This window comes from Paenibacillus paludis (assembly GCF_042610515.1).
Lineage (GTDB): Bacteria > Bacillota > Bacilli > Paenibacillales > Paenibacillaceae > Paenibacillus_AQ.
This window is the reverse complement of sequence record NZ_JBGJZP010000011.1, coordinates 81,035-96,866: the sequence shown is the minus strand read 5'-3', so window position 1 is coordinate 96,866 and position 15,832 is coordinate 81,035. Positions and strand designations below refer to the sequence as shown.

Annotated in this window: 15 protein-coding genes; 3 read left to right on the top strand and 12 right to left on the bottom strand. The window is 49.3% G+C overall.

The window, feature by feature from the left end:
- Positions 1 to 179: 179 nt before the first annotated feature.
- Positions 180 to 1,574, bottom strand: a complete 1,395-nt coding sequence (locus tag ACAN56_RS21220) for a PTS transporter subunit EIIC (protein WP_038596355.1) — start codon at positions 1,572 to 1,574, stop codon at positions 180 to 182.
- Between the two features lie 253 nt (positions 1,575 to 1,827).
- Between ACAN56_RS21220 and ACAN56_RS21215 the strand changes: the two genes are divergently transcribed.
- On the top strand, positions 1,828 to 3,027 hold the full coding sequence (locus tag ACAN56_RS21215) for an enolase C-terminal domain-like protein (RefSeq protein ID WP_379145639.1): 1,200 nt from the start codon (positions 1,828 to 1,830) through the stop codon (positions 3,025 to 3,027).
- Positions 3,028 to 3,099: 72 nt separating this feature from the next.
- On the opposite strand, the gene ACAN56_RS21210 is transcribed toward ACAN56_RS21215, so the two are convergent.
- The gene (locus ACAN56_RS21210; protein ID WP_038596360.1) at positions 3,100 to 3,807 is read right to left on the bottom strand and encodes a GntR family transcriptional regulator; all 708 of its coding nucleotides are present in this window, start codon (positions 3,805 to 3,807) and stop codon (positions 3,100 to 3,102) included.
- Between the two features lie 63 nt (positions 3,808 to 3,870).
- Between ACAN56_RS21210 and ACAN56_RS21205 the strand changes: the two genes are divergently transcribed.
- A complete protein-coding gene (locus tag ACAN56_RS21205; RefSeq protein ID WP_379145638.1) occupies positions 3,871 to 4,365 on the top strand; it encodes a PTS sugar transporter subunit IIA in 495 nt (164 codons plus the stop codon).
- 244 nt (positions 4,366 to 4,609) lie between these two features.
- On the opposite strand, the gene ACAN56_RS21200 is transcribed toward ACAN56_RS21205, so the two are convergent.
- Together ACAN56_RS21200 and ACAN56_RS21195 are read right to left on the bottom strand one after the other, a co-directional pair.
- Positions 4,610 to 5,431 carry a TrmH family RNA methyltransferase gene (locus ACAN56_RS21200; protein ID WP_379145637.1) on the bottom strand — a complete coding sequence of 274 codons (822 nt, stop codon included), beginning with the start codon at positions 5,429 to 5,431 and terminating at the stop codon, positions 4,610 to 4,612.
- A gap of 390 nt (positions 5,432 to 5,821) precedes the next feature.
- On the bottom strand, positions 5,822 to 6,481 hold the full coding sequence (locus ACAN56_RS21195; protein ID WP_379145635.1) for a potassium channel family protein: 660 nt from the start codon (positions 6,479 to 6,481) through the stop codon (positions 5,822 to 5,824).
- A 372-nt stretch (positions 6,482 to 6,853) separates the two neighbouring features.
- Between ACAN56_RS21195 and sspI the strand changes: the two genes are divergently transcribed.
- On the top strand, positions 6,854 to 7,090 hold the full coding sequence (gene sspI / locus ACAN56_RS21190) for a small acid-soluble spore protein SspI (RefSeq protein WP_038596368.1): 237 nt from the start codon (positions 6,854 to 6,856) through the stop codon (positions 7,088 to 7,090).
- Between the two features lie 142 nt (positions 7,091 to 7,232).
- Here the strand turns inward: sspI and ACAN56_RS21185 are convergent, their stop codons facing one another.
- The 8 genes from ACAN56_RS21185 to ACAN56_RS21150 all read right to left on the bottom strand — a co-directional run bounded on the left by ACAN56_RS21185 (position 7,233) and on the right by ACAN56_RS21150 (position 15,831).
- Complete coding sequence (locus ACAN56_RS21185) at positions 7,233 to 8,819, bottom strand: peptide chain release factor 3 (protein WP_038596370.1); 1,587 nt, start codon at positions 8,817 to 8,819, stop codon at positions 7,233 to 7,235.
- 487 nt (positions 8,820 to 9,306) lie between these two features.
- On the bottom strand, positions 9,307 to 10,857 hold the full coding sequence (gene zwf / locus ACAN56_RS21180) for a glucose-6-phosphate dehydrogenase (protein ID WP_038596372.1): 1,551 nt from the start codon (positions 10,855 to 10,857) through the stop codon (positions 9,307 to 9,309).
- Positions 10,858 to 11,095: 238 nt separating this feature from the next.
- Positions 11,096 to 11,911, bottom strand: coding sequence for a YwmB family TATA-box binding protein (locus tag ACAN56_RS21175; RefSeq protein ID WP_379145634.1), 816 nt, complete (start codon positions 11,909 to 11,911; stop codon positions 11,096 to 11,098).
- Positions 11,912 to 11,994: 83 nt separating this feature from the next.
- Positions 11,995 to 12,648, bottom strand: coding sequence for a response regulator (locus ACAN56_RS21170; RefSeq protein ID WP_038600745.1), 654 nt, complete (start codon positions 12,646 to 12,648; stop codon positions 11,995 to 11,997).
- Between the two features lie 23 nt (positions 12,649 to 12,671).
- On the bottom strand, positions 12,672 to 13,685 hold the full coding sequence (locus tag ACAN56_RS21165; RefSeq protein WP_379145701.1) for a sensor histidine kinase: 1,014 nt from the start codon (positions 13,683 to 13,685) through the stop codon (positions 12,672 to 12,674).
- Between the two features lie 59 nt (positions 13,686 to 13,744).
- Complete coding sequence (liaF, locus tag ACAN56_RS21160; RefSeq protein ID WP_379145633.1) at positions 13,745 to 14,392, bottom strand: cell wall-active antibiotics response protein LiaF; 648 nt, start codon at positions 14,390 to 14,392, stop codon at positions 13,745 to 13,747.
- A 245-nt stretch (positions 14,393 to 14,637) separates the two neighbouring features.
- Entirely contained in the window at positions 14,638 to 15,342 is a 705-nt protein-coding gene (locus ACAN56_RS21155) for a PspA/IM30 family protein (protein ID WP_038596377.1), read from the bottom strand.
- Positions 15,343 to 15,345: 3 nt separating this feature from the next.
- Entirely contained in the window at positions 15,346 to 15,831 is a 486-nt protein-coding gene (locus ACAN56_RS21150) for a PspC domain-containing protein (RefSeq protein WP_038596379.1), read from the bottom strand.
- Position 15,832 lies beyond the last annotated feature (1 nt).

The window sequence follows — 15,832 nt, the reverse complement described above, 5'->3', positions numbered from 1 at the left end:
AGTTGTAATCCCCTTCTTGCTTTGCCTTGTTCCTGTCGGACAGGATCTTATCTAAGACAACAAAAGCCCACAGTCAGCCAGTTAGGCCGAGTGCGGGCTTTTCAATATCTTTCGAAAACGTTATACAGCAAAATTTAAGGCTACCTGTAATGCTTCCCACAAATAACATATTTGCTGCATTACTGTGCAGACTGCAGGGAGGCTTTATTGGCATTTTCAACATCATTTTTACTCAGAAGTAGATTGCAAACGGTAAAACCTACCGCAACCGCAATGAGCATTCCCGAAATTGCATAGACAAAGTAGGGGCCGATGTATGCCGGAATACTGAAAATACTGGACAGTACATATCCGTACAAACGGACACCGAAGAAACTAATGTAGGCGGAAGCAACCGTACTGGCAATCGTGGCAGCCAAGAAGGCTTTTTTGTACTTTGCTAACACCCCGAACAAAGCGGGCTCTGTTATTCCCAGCAAGCCGGAGACGGCAGCGGAGACGATAATTGTTTTTTCTTTCGGGGTCTTCACTTTAAAATACACGGCAAAGGTTGCGCCTACAATCGAGAAGTTAGCCATACACATCATTGGCATTAACATATCGTAGCCTTGTGTTGCAAAGTTCTGCAGCGCAATTGGGGTCATGGCATGGTGCATGCCCGTAAAGACAGCTATTGGACGAATCGCACCAACAACCACACCAGCTAGAACAGGGGAGATGTCAAACAAGCCTTGAACCAGCCAAGCCAGTCCGTTTCCTAAATAGACACCGATTGGACCAATAACAGCTAAAGCCATAAATCCAGAGATAAATAGAGTCAACGTTGGGGTAACTACCGTTCTGAGCACTTCCGGAACAATCTTGTTAACCCAGCCATAAATATAACTCATCGCCCAAACGGCAAAAATAATCGGGATGACGGTTCCGCTATAGTTGAAAACAGGAATCGGGAGCAGATTAAGGAAATGAAAGGAGGATATCTCACCGGCTTTCGCCGCATCCACCATCGTTGGGAACATAATAGTTGCCGCTATGGCAATGGCCAAATACTGATTGGTCTTAAAAATCTTGGCCGCCGAGGCTGCCAGGAAGAATGGCAGGAAAGTGAACACACCGCTGGCCATCATATTTATTATTTGAAAGGTCTCACTTTTATCCGAGATGTAATGAAGTGCAGTCAAACCGGCAATAAGTCCTTTGATTAATCCCGCACCTGCAATTGCTGGTACAATGGGCCCGAATACGCCAGATACTATGTTCATGAAGAGAGTAACAAAACCTACTTTTTGCTTGCTTCCCTTCTCCTCTTCAGGACTCTGCGCATCCTTCAGCTTGAGCTCATTAGCCAGAACGGTGTAATATTCTCCGACTTTAGGACCTAGTATTATTTGAAACTGGTCTTGATTGAACTGCGCACCAAGTACTGGGTCCAACTCTTTGATTTTCGCAATATCTACTTTATTTTTATCTTTCAGCTCAAATCTAAGTCGTGTCATACAATGCCAAGCGTTTTCAATATTCTCCTCACCGCCTATACCTGCAATCATGTCCTTAATAGCTTTCTCTTTGCTCATCAAGAATTCTCCTGTCCTAATGGATATTGGTTCCGTTTACACACTGAATAGTATCATAAAGAAACTTCTAATAAAAGCAGTCCAAAACGGTTCGCCTTTATCAAAAAAACCTTTATAACAAAGGGTTTTTATTCAATTTCCATCATAATTGGACTGATATCTTTCGTTATTCAACCGGTTTACCAAACCAAATTGATTCTTCCTTTCAAACTATGGTTCAATACTCTTAGAAATTGTAGAAAAGAGGAGAAACATGAACCCTTCCATCATCACTAATGTGGAAAGCTTTATACTAAAACCTGACCGTCATAATCTGGTGGTTGTCAGGGTAATTACGGATAATGGAGTCATTGGATATGGCTGCGCCACTTTTCAGCAACGGCCCAAAGCCGTCCAGCTCGTCATAGAGGAATACCTCAGACCGATTTTACTTGGCCGTGACGCCAACCATATTGAAGACTTGTGGCATATGATGATGGTCAATTCATACTGGCGCAACGGACCTATTCTGAATAATGCAGTTTCCGGTGTTGATATGGCTCTATGGGATATTAAAGGCAAGCTCGCCGGTATGCCATTGTATCAGCTGTTTGGCGGCAAATCACGGGATGCCATTCCGGCATATACTCATGCAGTTGCTGACAATATTGAAGATCTGTACAGCGAGATTGATGGACTCCTTGAACAAGGATACAAGCACATCCGTTGCCAGCTTGGCTTCTACGGAGGGAATCCTTCACAGCTGCACTCTCCGGCCACTTCCACAGCGGGCTCCTATTATGATCAGGACGAGTATATGGAGACTACGGTCAGAATGTTTGCTCTTTTGCGGGAAAAGTATAACAACCGGTTCCATATTCTTCATGATGTTCACGAGCGGTTATTCCCCAATCAGGCCGTGCAGTTTGCCAAAGCGGTCGAACCGTATAAACCCTACTTTATCGAGGATATTTTGCCGCCGGATCAGAATGAATGGTTAGGGCAGATCCGCTCACAAACGTCAACGGCGATTGCCACAGGCGAACTGTTCAACAATCCGCTGGAATGGAGAAACCTGATTGCGGGTAGACAGATTGATTTCATCCGCTGCCATGTATCCCAAATCGGGGGAATTACACCTGCGCTGAAGCTTGGAGCATTATGCGAGGCTTTCGGGGTTCGTATCGCCTGGCATACACCATCCGATATTACGCCAATTGGAATTGCCGTCAATACACATCTCAACATTCATCTGCATAATGCAGCGATTCAGGAGAATATTCCGATTAAAGCAAACACCCGCAGCGTATTTTCGCACAATATTGACGCCATTGATGGCTATATTTATCCGATTGATCTGCCGGGCATCGGCGTAGAGTTCAATGAGGAACAGGCAGGTGCCTTCCCGGTGGAATACCGTATGCATGAATGGACACAGGCCAGATTACCCGACGGGACGCTAATGACGCCGTAATTAAGGCGCAGCAAAAGACTCTCCGGCACTGCGGTCAGCACGGAGAGTTTCAGGTCAATGATTAGCTGCGTATCAGAGGTTTCTTCTTTTGTGATGCTCGTTGTTGAAGGCCGTCAAGTACGTGCACTTATAGTCGACAGCCACAATTTCACTGATTTCAAAAATGGTACCGTTATTCAGTATTCCACGGCTTGAAATTTTCATTGCTGGACTTTTCTTTTTTTGCTGCAAGAACACCGCTTGTTCTTTATCAAGCGAGATTGCCTCATAAGTATTCAGGTAATGTGAGATAGTGAACTTATGCTTTTTCACAAATGACTGAATGGAATTCTCGGCATCCTTCTGTGTTAATACAGGGAATAATGTCGCAGGCAATCTCGACTGCTCAATCTGCATTGTCTGATAGTTAACGATTCTCAAGCGCTGGTACATCCACACTTCATCCTCGGCAGTTATATTAAAGATTTGCTGGTCACTAGGGGTGGAAGGAAGCTTCTGCAGCTCGATGACCTTAGACTGAATATTGGAATAAGGATTCTCTGTAAGTGAGTTGTAGATCAGCGGACTGGCTTGAATATTTTTGTTAATAAAAATGCCCGAGCCCTGGACAACCTTAACCATACCCATATATTTCAGCTTCTTAATGGATTCTTGTATTGTAAATCTGGAAACCTTATATTGCGCCGCCAATTCTCTTTCTGTAGGAAGCTTCCAGTCTGAATAATGTTTTTGATAGATTTTACTGAGCAGATCATGGATGACAAAGTCTCTTTTGTTCACAAGGCAGGCCCCCTATTCGTTGTTTCATTGCTATTCTAACACACAGTTACAGGAGGAAAACCTATGTTTGGGTTTAAGAAAAAAAAGATAGAATCGCTTTCCATAGATATCTCATCGCCTCTCTCCGGTCAATTCTTAGCTCTGGATGAAGTTCAGGACGAAGCCTTCTCAAGTAAAACGATGGGCGAGGGTTTCGCCATCTTGCCAGATTCCGGCAGGGTCATTGCTCCTTTTGACGGCATTATCGCCCATATCATGGAAAAGAGTAAGCATGCTATTCTCATCGAGCACAATTCCGGCGTTCAATTGCTCATTCATGTTGGCATGGATACCGTTTCTCTTAAAGGAAAGGGTTTTACAGCTCATGTAAGCAACAGCGACCGGGTGAAAAAAGGGCAACTTCTGCTGGAATTTGATATGGAAACTCTCCGGGAAAACGGATGTTCTACTGTTACGCCCATCGTTATTCCAGGAGGACAGGACAACATATCGCGGGTCGAGGTTGTAAGCGAGAGTAAACAACCTGAGAACGAGACGGTGTTACGTATATTTTATTAAGTTGTTCAGGGCTGCTTCCGCTAATAATTTGATTACAGAAGTACAAATTAGTCTGGTATAACTTACCATATGATATAAAAATTCAGTGTGGTATAAATAACGTTCGTACGCTGTATTACTTATAGCCCTGCCCACATACCAATAGCAGCAATCTCTTGTCACACAAGGGATTGCTGCTATTTCTCGGTCTCATCTTGAAACTATAAGCGGTCTCATTCATGCTTAAAAACAGTCCTACTTTATGTTATAACTCACAGTGAGATGGGTTTATTTGCGGTGGATACCCCCGCTGCCGCATCCCCTCAAACAGCAGAATGGTCGCTGCCATCGCCGCATTGAGCGATTCGGCACGGCCAGCCATCGGGATGATAATGCTTTTATCGACGAGCGCGGCCGTTTCCGGCGAGATGCCCTTGCCTTCACTGCCGATCAGCAGCCACTGGCTGCCGTGAAAATCGTGGGTGTAGCAGGAGTCCTCACCAGTCAGCGAGGTGCTGACTAAGAGCGCGCCGCGTTCCCGCGCCTGCGGCAAAACAACACTTAAATCGCCCTCCACCACCGGGAGATGGAACATCGAGCCCATCGTGGAACGAATGGTCTTCGGGTTGTACAGATCGGCGCAGCCTTGGCCGAGGATCACGCCGTCCGCGCCTGCCGCATCCGCGCTGCGGATGATCGTCCCCACGTTGCCGGGGTCCTGAACTCCGTCCAGCACAACGACTAGACTATCCGGCTTCGCAAGGATCGTCTCCACGCCCTGCTGTTCCTTGCGCACCACCGCAAATACCGGCTGCGGCGTATTGGTGCTGCTGCACTTCGCAATCACTGGCGCTGATACGCCGATGACCTCCATACCCTGTACCGCCTGCAGCAGTTCCTTCAGCTCAGACGGCATGCCCTTATCGAGATCATACGCCAATATTTCCACATCGGCTTCGGCCAGCAGCGCCTCTTGTACGAGATGAATACCTTCCACAATATATTTACCGGACTTATCGCGGTGTTTCTTCTCCTGCAGTCCGGCCCATTCCTTCACCCGCGTATTTTGCGGAGACATAATTTCCATGAGGTCCTACCTTTCTGTTCACCTGCAGCTTAGTTATCGCATCTTTGCTGCCTTTTTCCTTGCAGTCACTACGATCTTCCCATGTATTTCTCTAACAAGCTGCACCTGCTCACAGCTTCATTTTAAGTGTATTTCCTGCAACTAAAATCACGCTTTTTACCGCTAATTCCAATTTAGTTGTAGTCTGTACATTTATAATCATCATTATGGCTATAAATCAGGGGTATGCTAAATTTTAATTGCACGAAATACATCTATCCTTCTGAACAAGCGGTTAACGAAGCAAATAGCTGTACAGAGTGCAACTAAGTAAATCCGGCCACTATCGTCAGCGCACTTAACACTTCCTACAGCACCACGGAGCCACGTTACACTTCGTTTGCTCGTGCGTTATTGATATGCCATCTCCAGCTTAGTCAGGTTGTCCTTGTGGCCAACGATGACAAGAACATCGCCATCGGCCAGCCGGTCCTCGGCTCTTGGAGTAATATTCATTTCTTCGCCCCGGCGGACCGCCATCACATTGCAGCCATATTTGGCGCGTATATTCAGCTCCTGCAGGTTTTTGCCCAGCATCGGCCTGGGAACCTTCATATCCAGAATACTGTAATCCGGCGACAGCTCAATATAGTCAAGGATGTTCGGCGAGGCCAGATGATGCGCCACCCGCATGCCCATGTCCCGTTCGGGATAAATGACTTTGTCTGCACCGATCTTGCTTAGCACCTTGCCGTGCAGCTCACTTTTGGCCTTGACCAGAATCGCCGGCACCCCAAGGTCCTTCAAGATCAGCGTCGTAAGAATACTCGCCTGAATATCTTCTCCGATTGCCACTACGACAACATCAAAATTTCGAATACCCAGTGCGCGCAGCGCTTCCTCATCGGTGGAATCCGCAGATACGGCATGGGTAACAATTCCCGAAATTTCCTGTGTGCGCTGCTCATCCGAATCGATGGCCAGCACATCAAATCCCATCCCGCTGAGCGCCTTGGCTACACTTGAGCCGAAACGTCCCATTCCGATGATGGCATATTGTTTTTTAGCCATGTCCGTGTACCTCCCGCTCACATTTTACATCTCACACAGTATAGCATAAGCACACACAAACTTGAATTTTCAGCATCGCCGCAGGGTACATTAGTACAGGGCGTTTCAGCATGAGCAGGCTTCGAAAGCCAGTTATGCGAACCATTGGCAGGAAGCTTTGCTCACAAAACTAAGCACATGCTTTCGAAGCAGTTTTGTACGAAGGAATGCAGGAAGCTTTGCTCACAAATACCAAGCACATGCTTTCGAAGCAGTTTTGTACGAAGAATTGCAGGAAGCTTTGCTCACAAAACCAAGCACATGCTTTCGAAGTCAGTTTTGTACGAAGAATTGCAGGAAGCCTTGCTCACAAAACTTTTAAGGGGGTACATTATGCCGGTTACCATTGATTTGCGCCAGGCGATTCTCCATAAAGTGCACGGCCAGTCCGAAGAAGACCTGCGGCACATGATTGAAGGCTCCGTGGACGGGCCGGAAGCTGCGCTTCCCGGACTTGGCGTCGTATTTGAAATGGTCTGGAAGGACCTCGGAGAGGCCAAGCAGGATCATGTGATTAGTCTGCTCCATAGACATCTGGAGGAGGTTACTCCCGGATCCATCACATCCTAGAAAGCCTCATGATCCAAAAACCTCCGTCACCCAAGGTGCATCTGCACACATGGGGGCGGAGGTTTTTACTACCTATTTGAAACTGCCGCAGGTGCAGCTGTATCACCTGCATCTACAGCCTGAATTCGTCAACAGCCTACACTCAAGGAGCTGTTTCCAGGAACTTCGCAGTCGGGTTCTTCTCCATCGCTGTACGCATCGCATATTCGTTCTCGAACAGCACCACGTAGTTGCCCTTCTTATCGGTAACCAGCGTAGAGTTGATACGGAATTTGCCGGGGTCCGGTTTATTCTCATCCACGATCCAGCGTGCGAACTGATATGACATCCGCTGCAGCTGAACATCCACGCCATATTCACCCTTCATCCGGTACTCGAACACCTCAAACTGCAGCTGTCCGACTACTCCGAGCAGAATATCGTCAAAGTTGACCGTACGGAACACCTGAATCATGCCCTCTTCCGTCAGCTGATCAATACCCTTCTGGAACTGCTTCGATTTCAGCGCGTTTTTGATGCTTACTTTGGAGAAAATCTCCGGTGAGAACGTCGGCAGCTCATCGAACTCCATATCCCCGGCTTGACTGAGCGTATCGCCGATCCGGAAAATACCCGGATCAAACAGCCCGATAATATCGCCCGGATACGCCTCTTCGACGATATCGCGGTCTTGGGCCAGGAACTGCTGCGGCTGGGACAGCTTGATGTCTTTGCCTGCACGGACATGTTTTACGCTCATGCCGCGCTCGAACTTGCCGGACACGATCCGCAGGAAAGCAATCCGGTCGCGGTGGGCCGGGTTCATGTTCGCCTGGATTTTGAATACATAGCCGGTAAATTTCTCATTGGTCGGCTCAATGGAGCCAACTGTACTGCGGCGCGGCTCCGGCTTCGGTGCAAGATCCAGGAAGTTGTCCAGGAATGTCTGCACCCCGAAATTGTTGATTGCACTGCCGAAGAATACCGGAGTAAGCTCTCCGCGAAGTACCTTCTCATAGTCAAAAGGATCGCCCGCAACGTCCAGCAGCTCCAGCTCCTGGCACAGCTGATCATGCAGGTACTCACCGGCCATCTCACGGATGATCGGGTCACGGTAGCTTTCCACCTTTTGCACTTTAATTACGGAATGGTCATCACCCTGGAACAGCTCCACCTGATTCTTCATCCGGTCGTACACACCGCACAGTTCACGTCCGCTGCCGATTGGCCAGTTCATTGGAACAGAACGGATGCCCAGCACATTCTCAAGCTCTTCCATCAGATCAAACGGACTTTGCCCTTCACGGTCCAGCTTGTTGATGAACGTAAAGATCGGAATGCCGCGTTTGGCGCAGACCTGGAACAGCTTGATGGTCTGTGTTTCTACGCCCTTCGCCACGTCGATCAGCATCACCGCGCTATCCGCAGCCGTTAACGTACGGTAGGTATCCTCACTGAAATCCTGGTGACCCGGGGTATCCAGAATGTTCACCCGATGGTCTAAATAGTCGAACTGCATCACAGAGGAAGTAACGGAAATCCCGCGCTGTTTCTCTATTTCCATCCAGTCACTTGTTGCATGTTTGCTTGCCTTGCGGGCTTTAACGGTTCCCGCTAACCGGATGGCTCCGCCGAACAGCAGCAGCTTCTCCGTAAGTGTTGTTTTACCCGCATCCGGGTGGGAAATGATCGCAAAGGTTCTGCGTTTGTCCACTTCCTGTTGCAGCTTCTGATCCGGTGCCTTATTCATTGCACATATCCCTTCATATATAAATTCATGCTTCTGCTTATATCACACGGGTTGTTCATCAAATCGGCGCTCTGCTCATGAGTACAAATCCCTTCATTGGTGAATTCATTGTTATCCCATAATAGTCTCCAGTTCCGCTTCTAGTGAAAGCATCCTTTAAAGTATATCAAAATCCGGCAAACTTTATCTACAAAAAAGCGGCTTATACCAAATATCTTGTAAGAAAAACAGCGATTGCAGCCTATTATGTACAGCCCTCGGCCTATATGAGGCTATTTTCCGTGAATTTCACCAAGTGGAAACGGCTTTGCCGTCCTTTTTAAGGACGGTATCGTTTCAGCGAGAAATAGAAGGATAAGTTATCGTGTGAAACATATAAATTCTTATATTTGGGCAAATCCCGTCTCTACGCTAACGGAGGTATCGCAAAAAAGCTCTCCCTGCAGCCTCTGCAGGGGGAGCTTCAATCTTGCAGCTTATTCAGGTCTTAGCTGTTAACCCGCCAGACCACATTGTCTTCTTCCTGTCCGTTTACCGGCCACCAATGGAAACCTTCCTGAGCCAGCAATTGATCGGCTTCTACCGGACCCCACGAACCTGCAGGGTACGAAGCCAGATCAGCCGCTTCTTCCTTCCACGCTTTGGCGATACGGTCCACGAACGACCATGCCGACGAAACCTCATCCCAACGGGTGAAATAGGTCGAATCTCCACGCGCCGCATCATGCAGCAGACGCTCATAAGCTTCCGGCGAGTTGATCCCCACCATGCAGCTTTGGCAGAAATCCATAGCCAGCGGCTGAATTTCCGATTCCGAGCCCGGTTTCTTGGCATTAATCTTCACATAGATGCCTTCCATCGGATTCACGCGGATAACGAGCAGGTTAGGCTCGAGGTTATGCTTTTGACCCAGATAGACATTGGTTGGCATACCCTTGAACTCTACAACCACTTCCGTCGTCTTCACCGGAAGACGTTTACCCGTACGGATGTAGAAAGGAACGCCTGCCCAGCGGAAATTGTCCACAAATACACGCGCCGCGAAATACGTCTCGGTATTGGATTCGGGATCCACTTTGTCTTCCTGGCGGTAAGCCGGAAGGGTCTTGCCTTTATACAGGCCTTGGGTATATTGGCCGCGTACCACGTTCTCGCGCACTTCTTCGGAGGAAGCATACGGACGCAGCGAACGAAGCACCTTGACCTTCTCATCACGGATATCTTCAGCCAGCAAACGGCTTGGCGGTTCCATAGCGATCATCGTCAGCAGCTGCAAAATATGGTTCTGGCCCATGTCGCGCAGCGCTCCCGCATGATCGTAATATCCGCCGCGCTCTTCTACCCCAACGGTTTCACCAAGGGTGATCTGAATGTTGGCGATGTGCTTGTTGTTCCAGAGCGGTTCAAAGAAGGCATTCGCAAAACGGATGACTTCGATGTTCTGCACCATTTCCTTGCCCAGGTAGTGGTCGATCCGGTAAATCTCTTCTTCCTTAAACACCTGGCGGATCTGTTCGTTCAGCTGCTCAGCAGACTCCAGGTTGTAACCGAACGGCTTCTCGATCACCAGACGGTTCCAGCCTGAACTTTGCAGCATGCCACCAGCTTTGAGGTTGAACGACACGCTGCCGAACAGCTCAGGAGCAAGGGCGAGATAGAACAGACGGTTGCCCGGAATGCGGAATTTCTCTTCGATTGCCTCCGTTTGCGCGTTGAGCTCGCGGAAGCCGTCGATATTATTGATGTCCAAAGACTTGTATTCAAAATGCTGCACAAACTCATTCCATTCTGCAGCATCTCCCGCCTGGTAGCGGCAGAATTCGCGAATGGACTCTTTCACATCTTCCCGGAATTCCTCCTGGGTGCGGGGACGCCGAGCCACGCCAATTACCGCAAAATCATGTGTCAGCTTACCTTCACGGTACAAACTGTAAATCGCCGGAAAAAGCTTACGCCGGGCTAGATCTCCGGTTGCCCCAAAGATAAAAAATACAGCGCCGGGTGTATGCAGTGCATCAAGGGTTTGATTTTCAGCCATGGCTCCTCATCTCTCTGTATGTAATATAGTTGACAATCATTCTCAACGTCCGTCAAATTATAAAAAACGCATGACGGCGTGATGTCATTTTATCATATTCGCAGAAAGGATGCTATCACATTCCTGACAGTTTTTCTCGGGATTTCGTAATTTTCCATTAATCTTTCTTATTCGTTTACATACTCCAGCTTATATAACAATTAATGTATATTACCTTCGGATTTCATTGAATCCGCCCTCAATATTCAATCGTGATCAGCGGCAGCCCGATCGTTACCCGGTTGCTATTGTTGTTGCCGTTCTTATGAACAGCTGTCTGCATAGCGACAGCATGCTTCCCGCTGCTCACATAACGCGCCAAGCCCGGGACACTGTAAGAGCGGCTGTACGTGGTTTCGTCTTCATACTCTTCCACCGCCTGCATGCCGGAGACCGCGGCAGCGATGGCCTGTTCTGTATGAACAAGCGCTTCGCGCGGGGTTCCTTGTGTGGACGCCACGCCCTGAAGGGAAACATTCCACTCCGGCTCGATGCCGGCAGCCTGCATCTGCACACCCGCTTCTTGCGCCGCTACCTGAAATGCCGTTGCCTTGAGCAAATCAGCCGTTTCAAGGGTTACGATCACGTAGCTGCTGCTCTGGTCAATCCCGCTCCAGAACATGGAGATTTTCCCTGATGGGTTAAAGGAAGCGGCAGCACGGAAGGTTGTGTGTCCATCCTCTTCACTGTGCTCCGGCGTTCCAAGTCCAAGACGTTCAGCCAGGCCGGCAGCGGCTTCCGCAGATTCCGCAGCGTTACCGCTGTATTCCCCCTGCCATTTCAGCACAAGCCGCAGCGGGGATCCCGGTTCAGTGGATTTCCGTCCGGCTGTAACCAGCAGCTCCAGACCTTGCTCCAGTCCAGCCCCTTCGGAAATGATAACATCAGCCGCAGCCGATGCCGTCACAGTCTCTCCGCCTGCCCCATTGCGGAACCCCGCCAGTAATAGTGCCGCAATACACATGCATAGCAGCGCTAATGTGACCTTCCCTCTTCCTCTGTTCCGCAGCTTCATCTCCGCATCTCCCTCTCGAACCAATCTAGTAATCTACTAGAAAGGATGTCCAGGTTAAAGAGGATATATACTTCATGAGGCTGTTATTCAGCCAGACCGTTCTTGTAAGCATATATAGCTGCCTGGGTCCGGTCTTCCACACCTAGCTTGGCGAGAATGTTCGTTACGTGAAATTTCACAGTTTTGATCCCGATAATCAGCTGGTCGGCAATATCCTGATTGGATTTGCCCTGGGCCAGCAGCTTCAGCACTTCCATTTCGCGCTCGGTAAGCTCCTTATAGGCAGGTGATTCGCCCTTGGCGTTATTACGGAAACGGTTCATCATTTTGGAGGCTACCTGCGACTCCAGCACCGATTGGCCTCTTGCCGCTGCACGGATGGCATCCGCCACTTCACTGGCCCGCGAGGTTTTCAGCAAATAGCTGAAGGCTCCGGCTTCAATGACCGGGTACATTTTTTCGTCATCCAAATAGCTGGTAAGTACGATTACCTTACAATCCGGATAAAGCTTCAGGAGCTGTCTCGTTGTTTCGATGCCGTCCATGCCGTCCATCACAAGATCCATCAGCACCACATCCGGATTATATTCCTGGGCCAGCCGGATGCCTTCTTCTCCGCTTCCGGCTTCGCCCACAACTTCAATTCCGTCCTCGGTGCCAAGCACCGCAGCAAGTCCGATCCGGACCATTTCATGATCGTCCACGAGCAGTACTTTGATCGCTTCCGCTTCCTCCATCTCCATGGTTTGCCCTTGCCCCCTTATTCATTAACTAGTGGTACAGTAATTTCAATGCGCATCCCTTTGCCGGGTGCGGTGATAAATTGAATGGAACCTCCGGTTTCATTGATCCGCTCCTGCATATTGGAGAGTCCGTAGGAAGTCTGCTTACTCTCATCCATCTCGAAGCCAATCCCGTCATCCCGCAGTGTGAGCCGCACGGTATCTCCCCGGCGGTGCAGCCGGATTTCCATCTTATCCGCTTTGGCGTGGCGCAGTGTATTGGAAATGGCCTCCTGCACAATGCGGAACAAATGATTCTCGATCCCTTTAAGCAGATGCACATCCGGGTCCATCTCAAACACAATCTCCATAGGAACCTTAATCTCCAGTTCCTTAATCAACTCCTGCAGCCCCTGCTCCAGACCTTTGCCCTCCAAGTACACCGGACGCAGGTGCAGCAGCAGTGCCCGCATCTCCGACTGGGCTACGGCGGACATCTCCTCGATAAGAGCAATCTGCCGCTGTGCCTTGTCAAAGTCCTTCTCCAGCGTTCTGCCTACAGCCGTCGCCGTCATGGAGATCGCGAACAGCTGCTGCGATACAGCATCATGCAGCTCACGCGCCAGCCGCTGCCTTTCCTCCATAATCGCCGATACGCGCGCCTGTTCGGCAAGCTTGGCGTTATTGGTGGACAGCCGCTGCAGTGTGTTCACCTGGTTCTCCCACTTGCCGCTGATCCGGCCAAGCTGCAAGCCGAGCCTGCCCAATTCATCCGTACCCAGTTCCGGCATGGCCGGGGTAAGATTTCCTTTCTCCCAGGCTACGAGTGTTGCCCGCAGCCGCTCCAGCTTGCGCTTGATACGGAAGCTCTGGTAGAAACCGAAGCCAATCCCGAAAACCATCGGCAGCAGAATTAGCGTCACCGCCGTTCTTACTCCGATCTTCCAGTTTTCAAAGGGCTGCAAATATCCGTATGTATACATAATGTACAGGATAACCAGCAGCATGACAAAGGAGAACAGAGCCCCCTCGCCCATGCTGCGCGTTACCATACTCCTATTCTTTTCCTCCACGCCGGGAGCACTCCCTTCTTAGCTAACGCTCATCCCTTTTAGGACTTGCTTATATCCAGGTCACCCATTAAATAAGATACATTAATCTTCACCTTATTCTCGCTGATGTCATAATTGGCCGATTTCCAATTGAGCCGGTTCAGCATTCCGGTATCCCGATGGCTGCCGAATTCGATCGAGCCGAACAGCACAAAGGCTTCAATCTCCACTCCGTAGTCTTCCGACAAATGAACATCCATATCGCCAAAAATGCCCTGAAACAGCATGATGGTCTCTTTATCCTCCGCCATGGCCAGCGAAAGATCCACATCGGCTTCACCCATCACATGCCATGCACTCAGACTGCGCATCACCCATGGGGAGAGGTCCCAGTCAAACCGGGAAGAGAAGCTTTGCTTCTGCATGAACCCGCCGCGTTTCTGCATTCTTTTGGACTTTACAAAAAACATCCCCAGTGAGATCAGACAAATCCCCAATACAAGCAGCAAATGATCCAGCAGCATCAGTACGGCACCGACTCCAAGCAGAGTATAACCCTGCTTCACCCTGCCCGATGTCGTCCGGTAAATCCCCAGCAGCAGGAACAGGAGCGCGACAATGGAGAAAAAGCCGATCCATCTGCCAAATATCATCAAGCAGCCTATTCCAATCAGTCCGATGGCAATCAAACGGTTTCGTTTATCCATTTCGCACCTCCTTAAAGTTTTGCGGAGCAAAACTAACTTCGTAAGCATAAACCTAAAGTTTTGCGCAGCAAAACTGATTAATGTTGAAGTTTCTCCAATCGATGATTGTATGCATCATGAATTGGAGAAACTTCCACCTATAGCCGCATCCCGCTACAAAAGCCATACCGGTATGGAGAATCCATACCGTATGGCTTTACCTTGTTCAGCATATCATATACGCCTATTGTTTAGGAACTGGCTTATTATTCTTTTTTGTCAAGTGACGGGGATGAAGAAGTTGGGTTCAGCTTGCTCTTAAGTGCAGCGAGCTGCTCATCCACTTTAAGCTGCTTCTCGGCATCCACAGGCTTGCTGTATACACCGGCCGAAGGGCTGTAAGGGGCACGCATAACATCTGCTTCCGCTTCAAGCTGCATGATCTTTTCTTCCATACGGTGGAATCCGAGCGATGCACTGCCGCTTTCGATGGCATGAACACTGCTGATTTGCGACATTTGCTTCTTGGCTTTCGCCATTTGTGCACGGGATACCAGCTCGTTGCGTTTGTTGCGCAGTTTGTAGAACTCATCCTTCATGTCATGCAGCTGCTGTACCAGTTCTTTGGCTTGCACTTCCGCTTGAGCATGAAGATCGCTGTATTCAACCTGCTTCTGGTCGAAATAGATTTTTTCCTCCAGCAGCTTGCGGGTTACTTCTTCCTGGCCATTCTTCAGGGCAAGCTCAGCCTGTGCCGCACGTTGTCCGGACATTTTAGCTGCTTCATCGACGCGCTGCTTCATCCGGCGCTCATTGGCCATTTGCTTCGCTACAGTAACCTCAGCTTCGTGAATTTCTGCCTCCATATCGCGCAGATATTGATTCAGCATTACAATTGGGTCCTCTACCTTATCCAGCAAGTCGTTTACCGACGCCTTTGTCATATCTTTAATCCGTTGAAATACTCCCATGTTTTACACTTCTCCCTTCTCGTATTTAGCAAGTTTTTGTTTAAGCTCTTCGACTTCTTTCTGCAGGGCCTTCTTCTCAATATCCTTCATCATGGCATCCAGACCGGAGTCCGGGGCCGAGTAAGCATTTGCTTTGTCATAACCGGGGTTATAGCCGGGCTGACCATTATTCGGACCATATCCTCCCTGTCCATGAGGACCCTGCGGGCCTTGCGGGCCGCGTCCATATCCAGGTCCTCCGGAGTAAGGGCCGCCATAAGGGCCGCCCGGAGCTCCGGGTCCAGGGCCAAAAGGATTATACTGCGTTGGCTCCTTGGGAATGACAAGCGCTGCAACAAGGTACACCAGAATCGTTGCGCCCCCGGTAAAGGGGATGCTGACCAAGAGCAATATCCGGAACAGGGTGGAGTCAATACCGAGAGTCTCGGACACTCCTCCTGCAAGCCCTGTCATTACCTTGTCACGGGTTGAACGGTACAATCGGCTCATA

Bases quoted from the DNA above. Each gene is read 5' to 3' on its own strand.
- liaF (WP_379145633.1), bottom strand. From the start codon at position 14,392: ATGGATAAACGAAACCGTTTGATTGCCATCGGACTGATTGGAATAGGC.
- ACAN56_RS21155 (WP_038596377.1), bottom strand. From the start codon at position 15,342: ATGGGAGTATTTCAACGGATTAAAGATATGACAAAGGCGTCGGTAAAC.
- sspI (WP_038596368.1), top strand. From the start codon at position 6,854: ATGCCGGTTACCATTGATTTGCGCCAGGCGATTCTCCATAAAGTGCAC.
- ACAN56_RS21200 (WP_379145637.1), bottom strand. From the start codon at position 5,431: ATGGAAATTATGTCTCCGCAAAATACGCGGGTGAAGGAATGGGCCGGA.
- ACAN56_RS21175 (WP_379145634.1), bottom strand. From the start codon at position 11,911: ATGAAGCTGCGGAACAGAGGAAGAGGGAAGGTCACATTAGCGCTGCTA.
- ACAN56_RS21185 (WP_038596370.1), bottom strand. From the start codon at position 8,819: ATGAATAAGGCACCGGATCAGAAGCTGCAACAGGAAGTGGACAAACGC.
- ACAN56_RS21215 (WP_379145639.1), top strand. From the start codon at position 1,828: ATGAACCCTTCCATCATCACTAATGTGGAAAGCTTTATACTAAAACCT.
- ACAN56_RS21150 (WP_038596379.1), bottom strand. From the start codon at position 15,831: ATGAGCCGATTGTACCGTTCAACCCGTGACAAGGTAATGACAGGGCTT.
- ACAN56_RS21165 (WP_379145701.1), bottom strand. From the start codon at position 13,685: ATGGTAACGCGCAGCATGGGCGAGGGGGCTCTGTTCTCCTTTGTCATG.
- zwf (WP_038596372.1), bottom strand. From the start codon at position 10,857: ATGGCTGAAAATCAAACCCTTGATGCACTGCATACACCCGGCGCTGTA.
- ACAN56_RS21220 (WP_038596355.1), bottom strand. From the start codon at position 1,574: ATGAGCAAAGAGAAAGCTATTAAGGACATGATTGCAGGTATAGGCGGT.
- ACAN56_RS21195 (WP_379145635.1), bottom strand. From the start codon at position 6,481: ATGGCTAAAAAACAATATGCCATCATCGGAATGGGACGTTTCGGCTCA.
- ACAN56_RS21205 (WP_379145638.1), top strand. From the start codon at position 3,871: ATGTTTGGGTTTAAGAAAAAAAAGATAGAATCGCTTTCCATAGATATC.
- ACAN56_RS21170 (WP_038600745.1), bottom strand. From the start codon at position 12,648: ATGGAGGAAGCGGAAGCGATCAAAGTACTGCTCGTGGACGATCATGAA.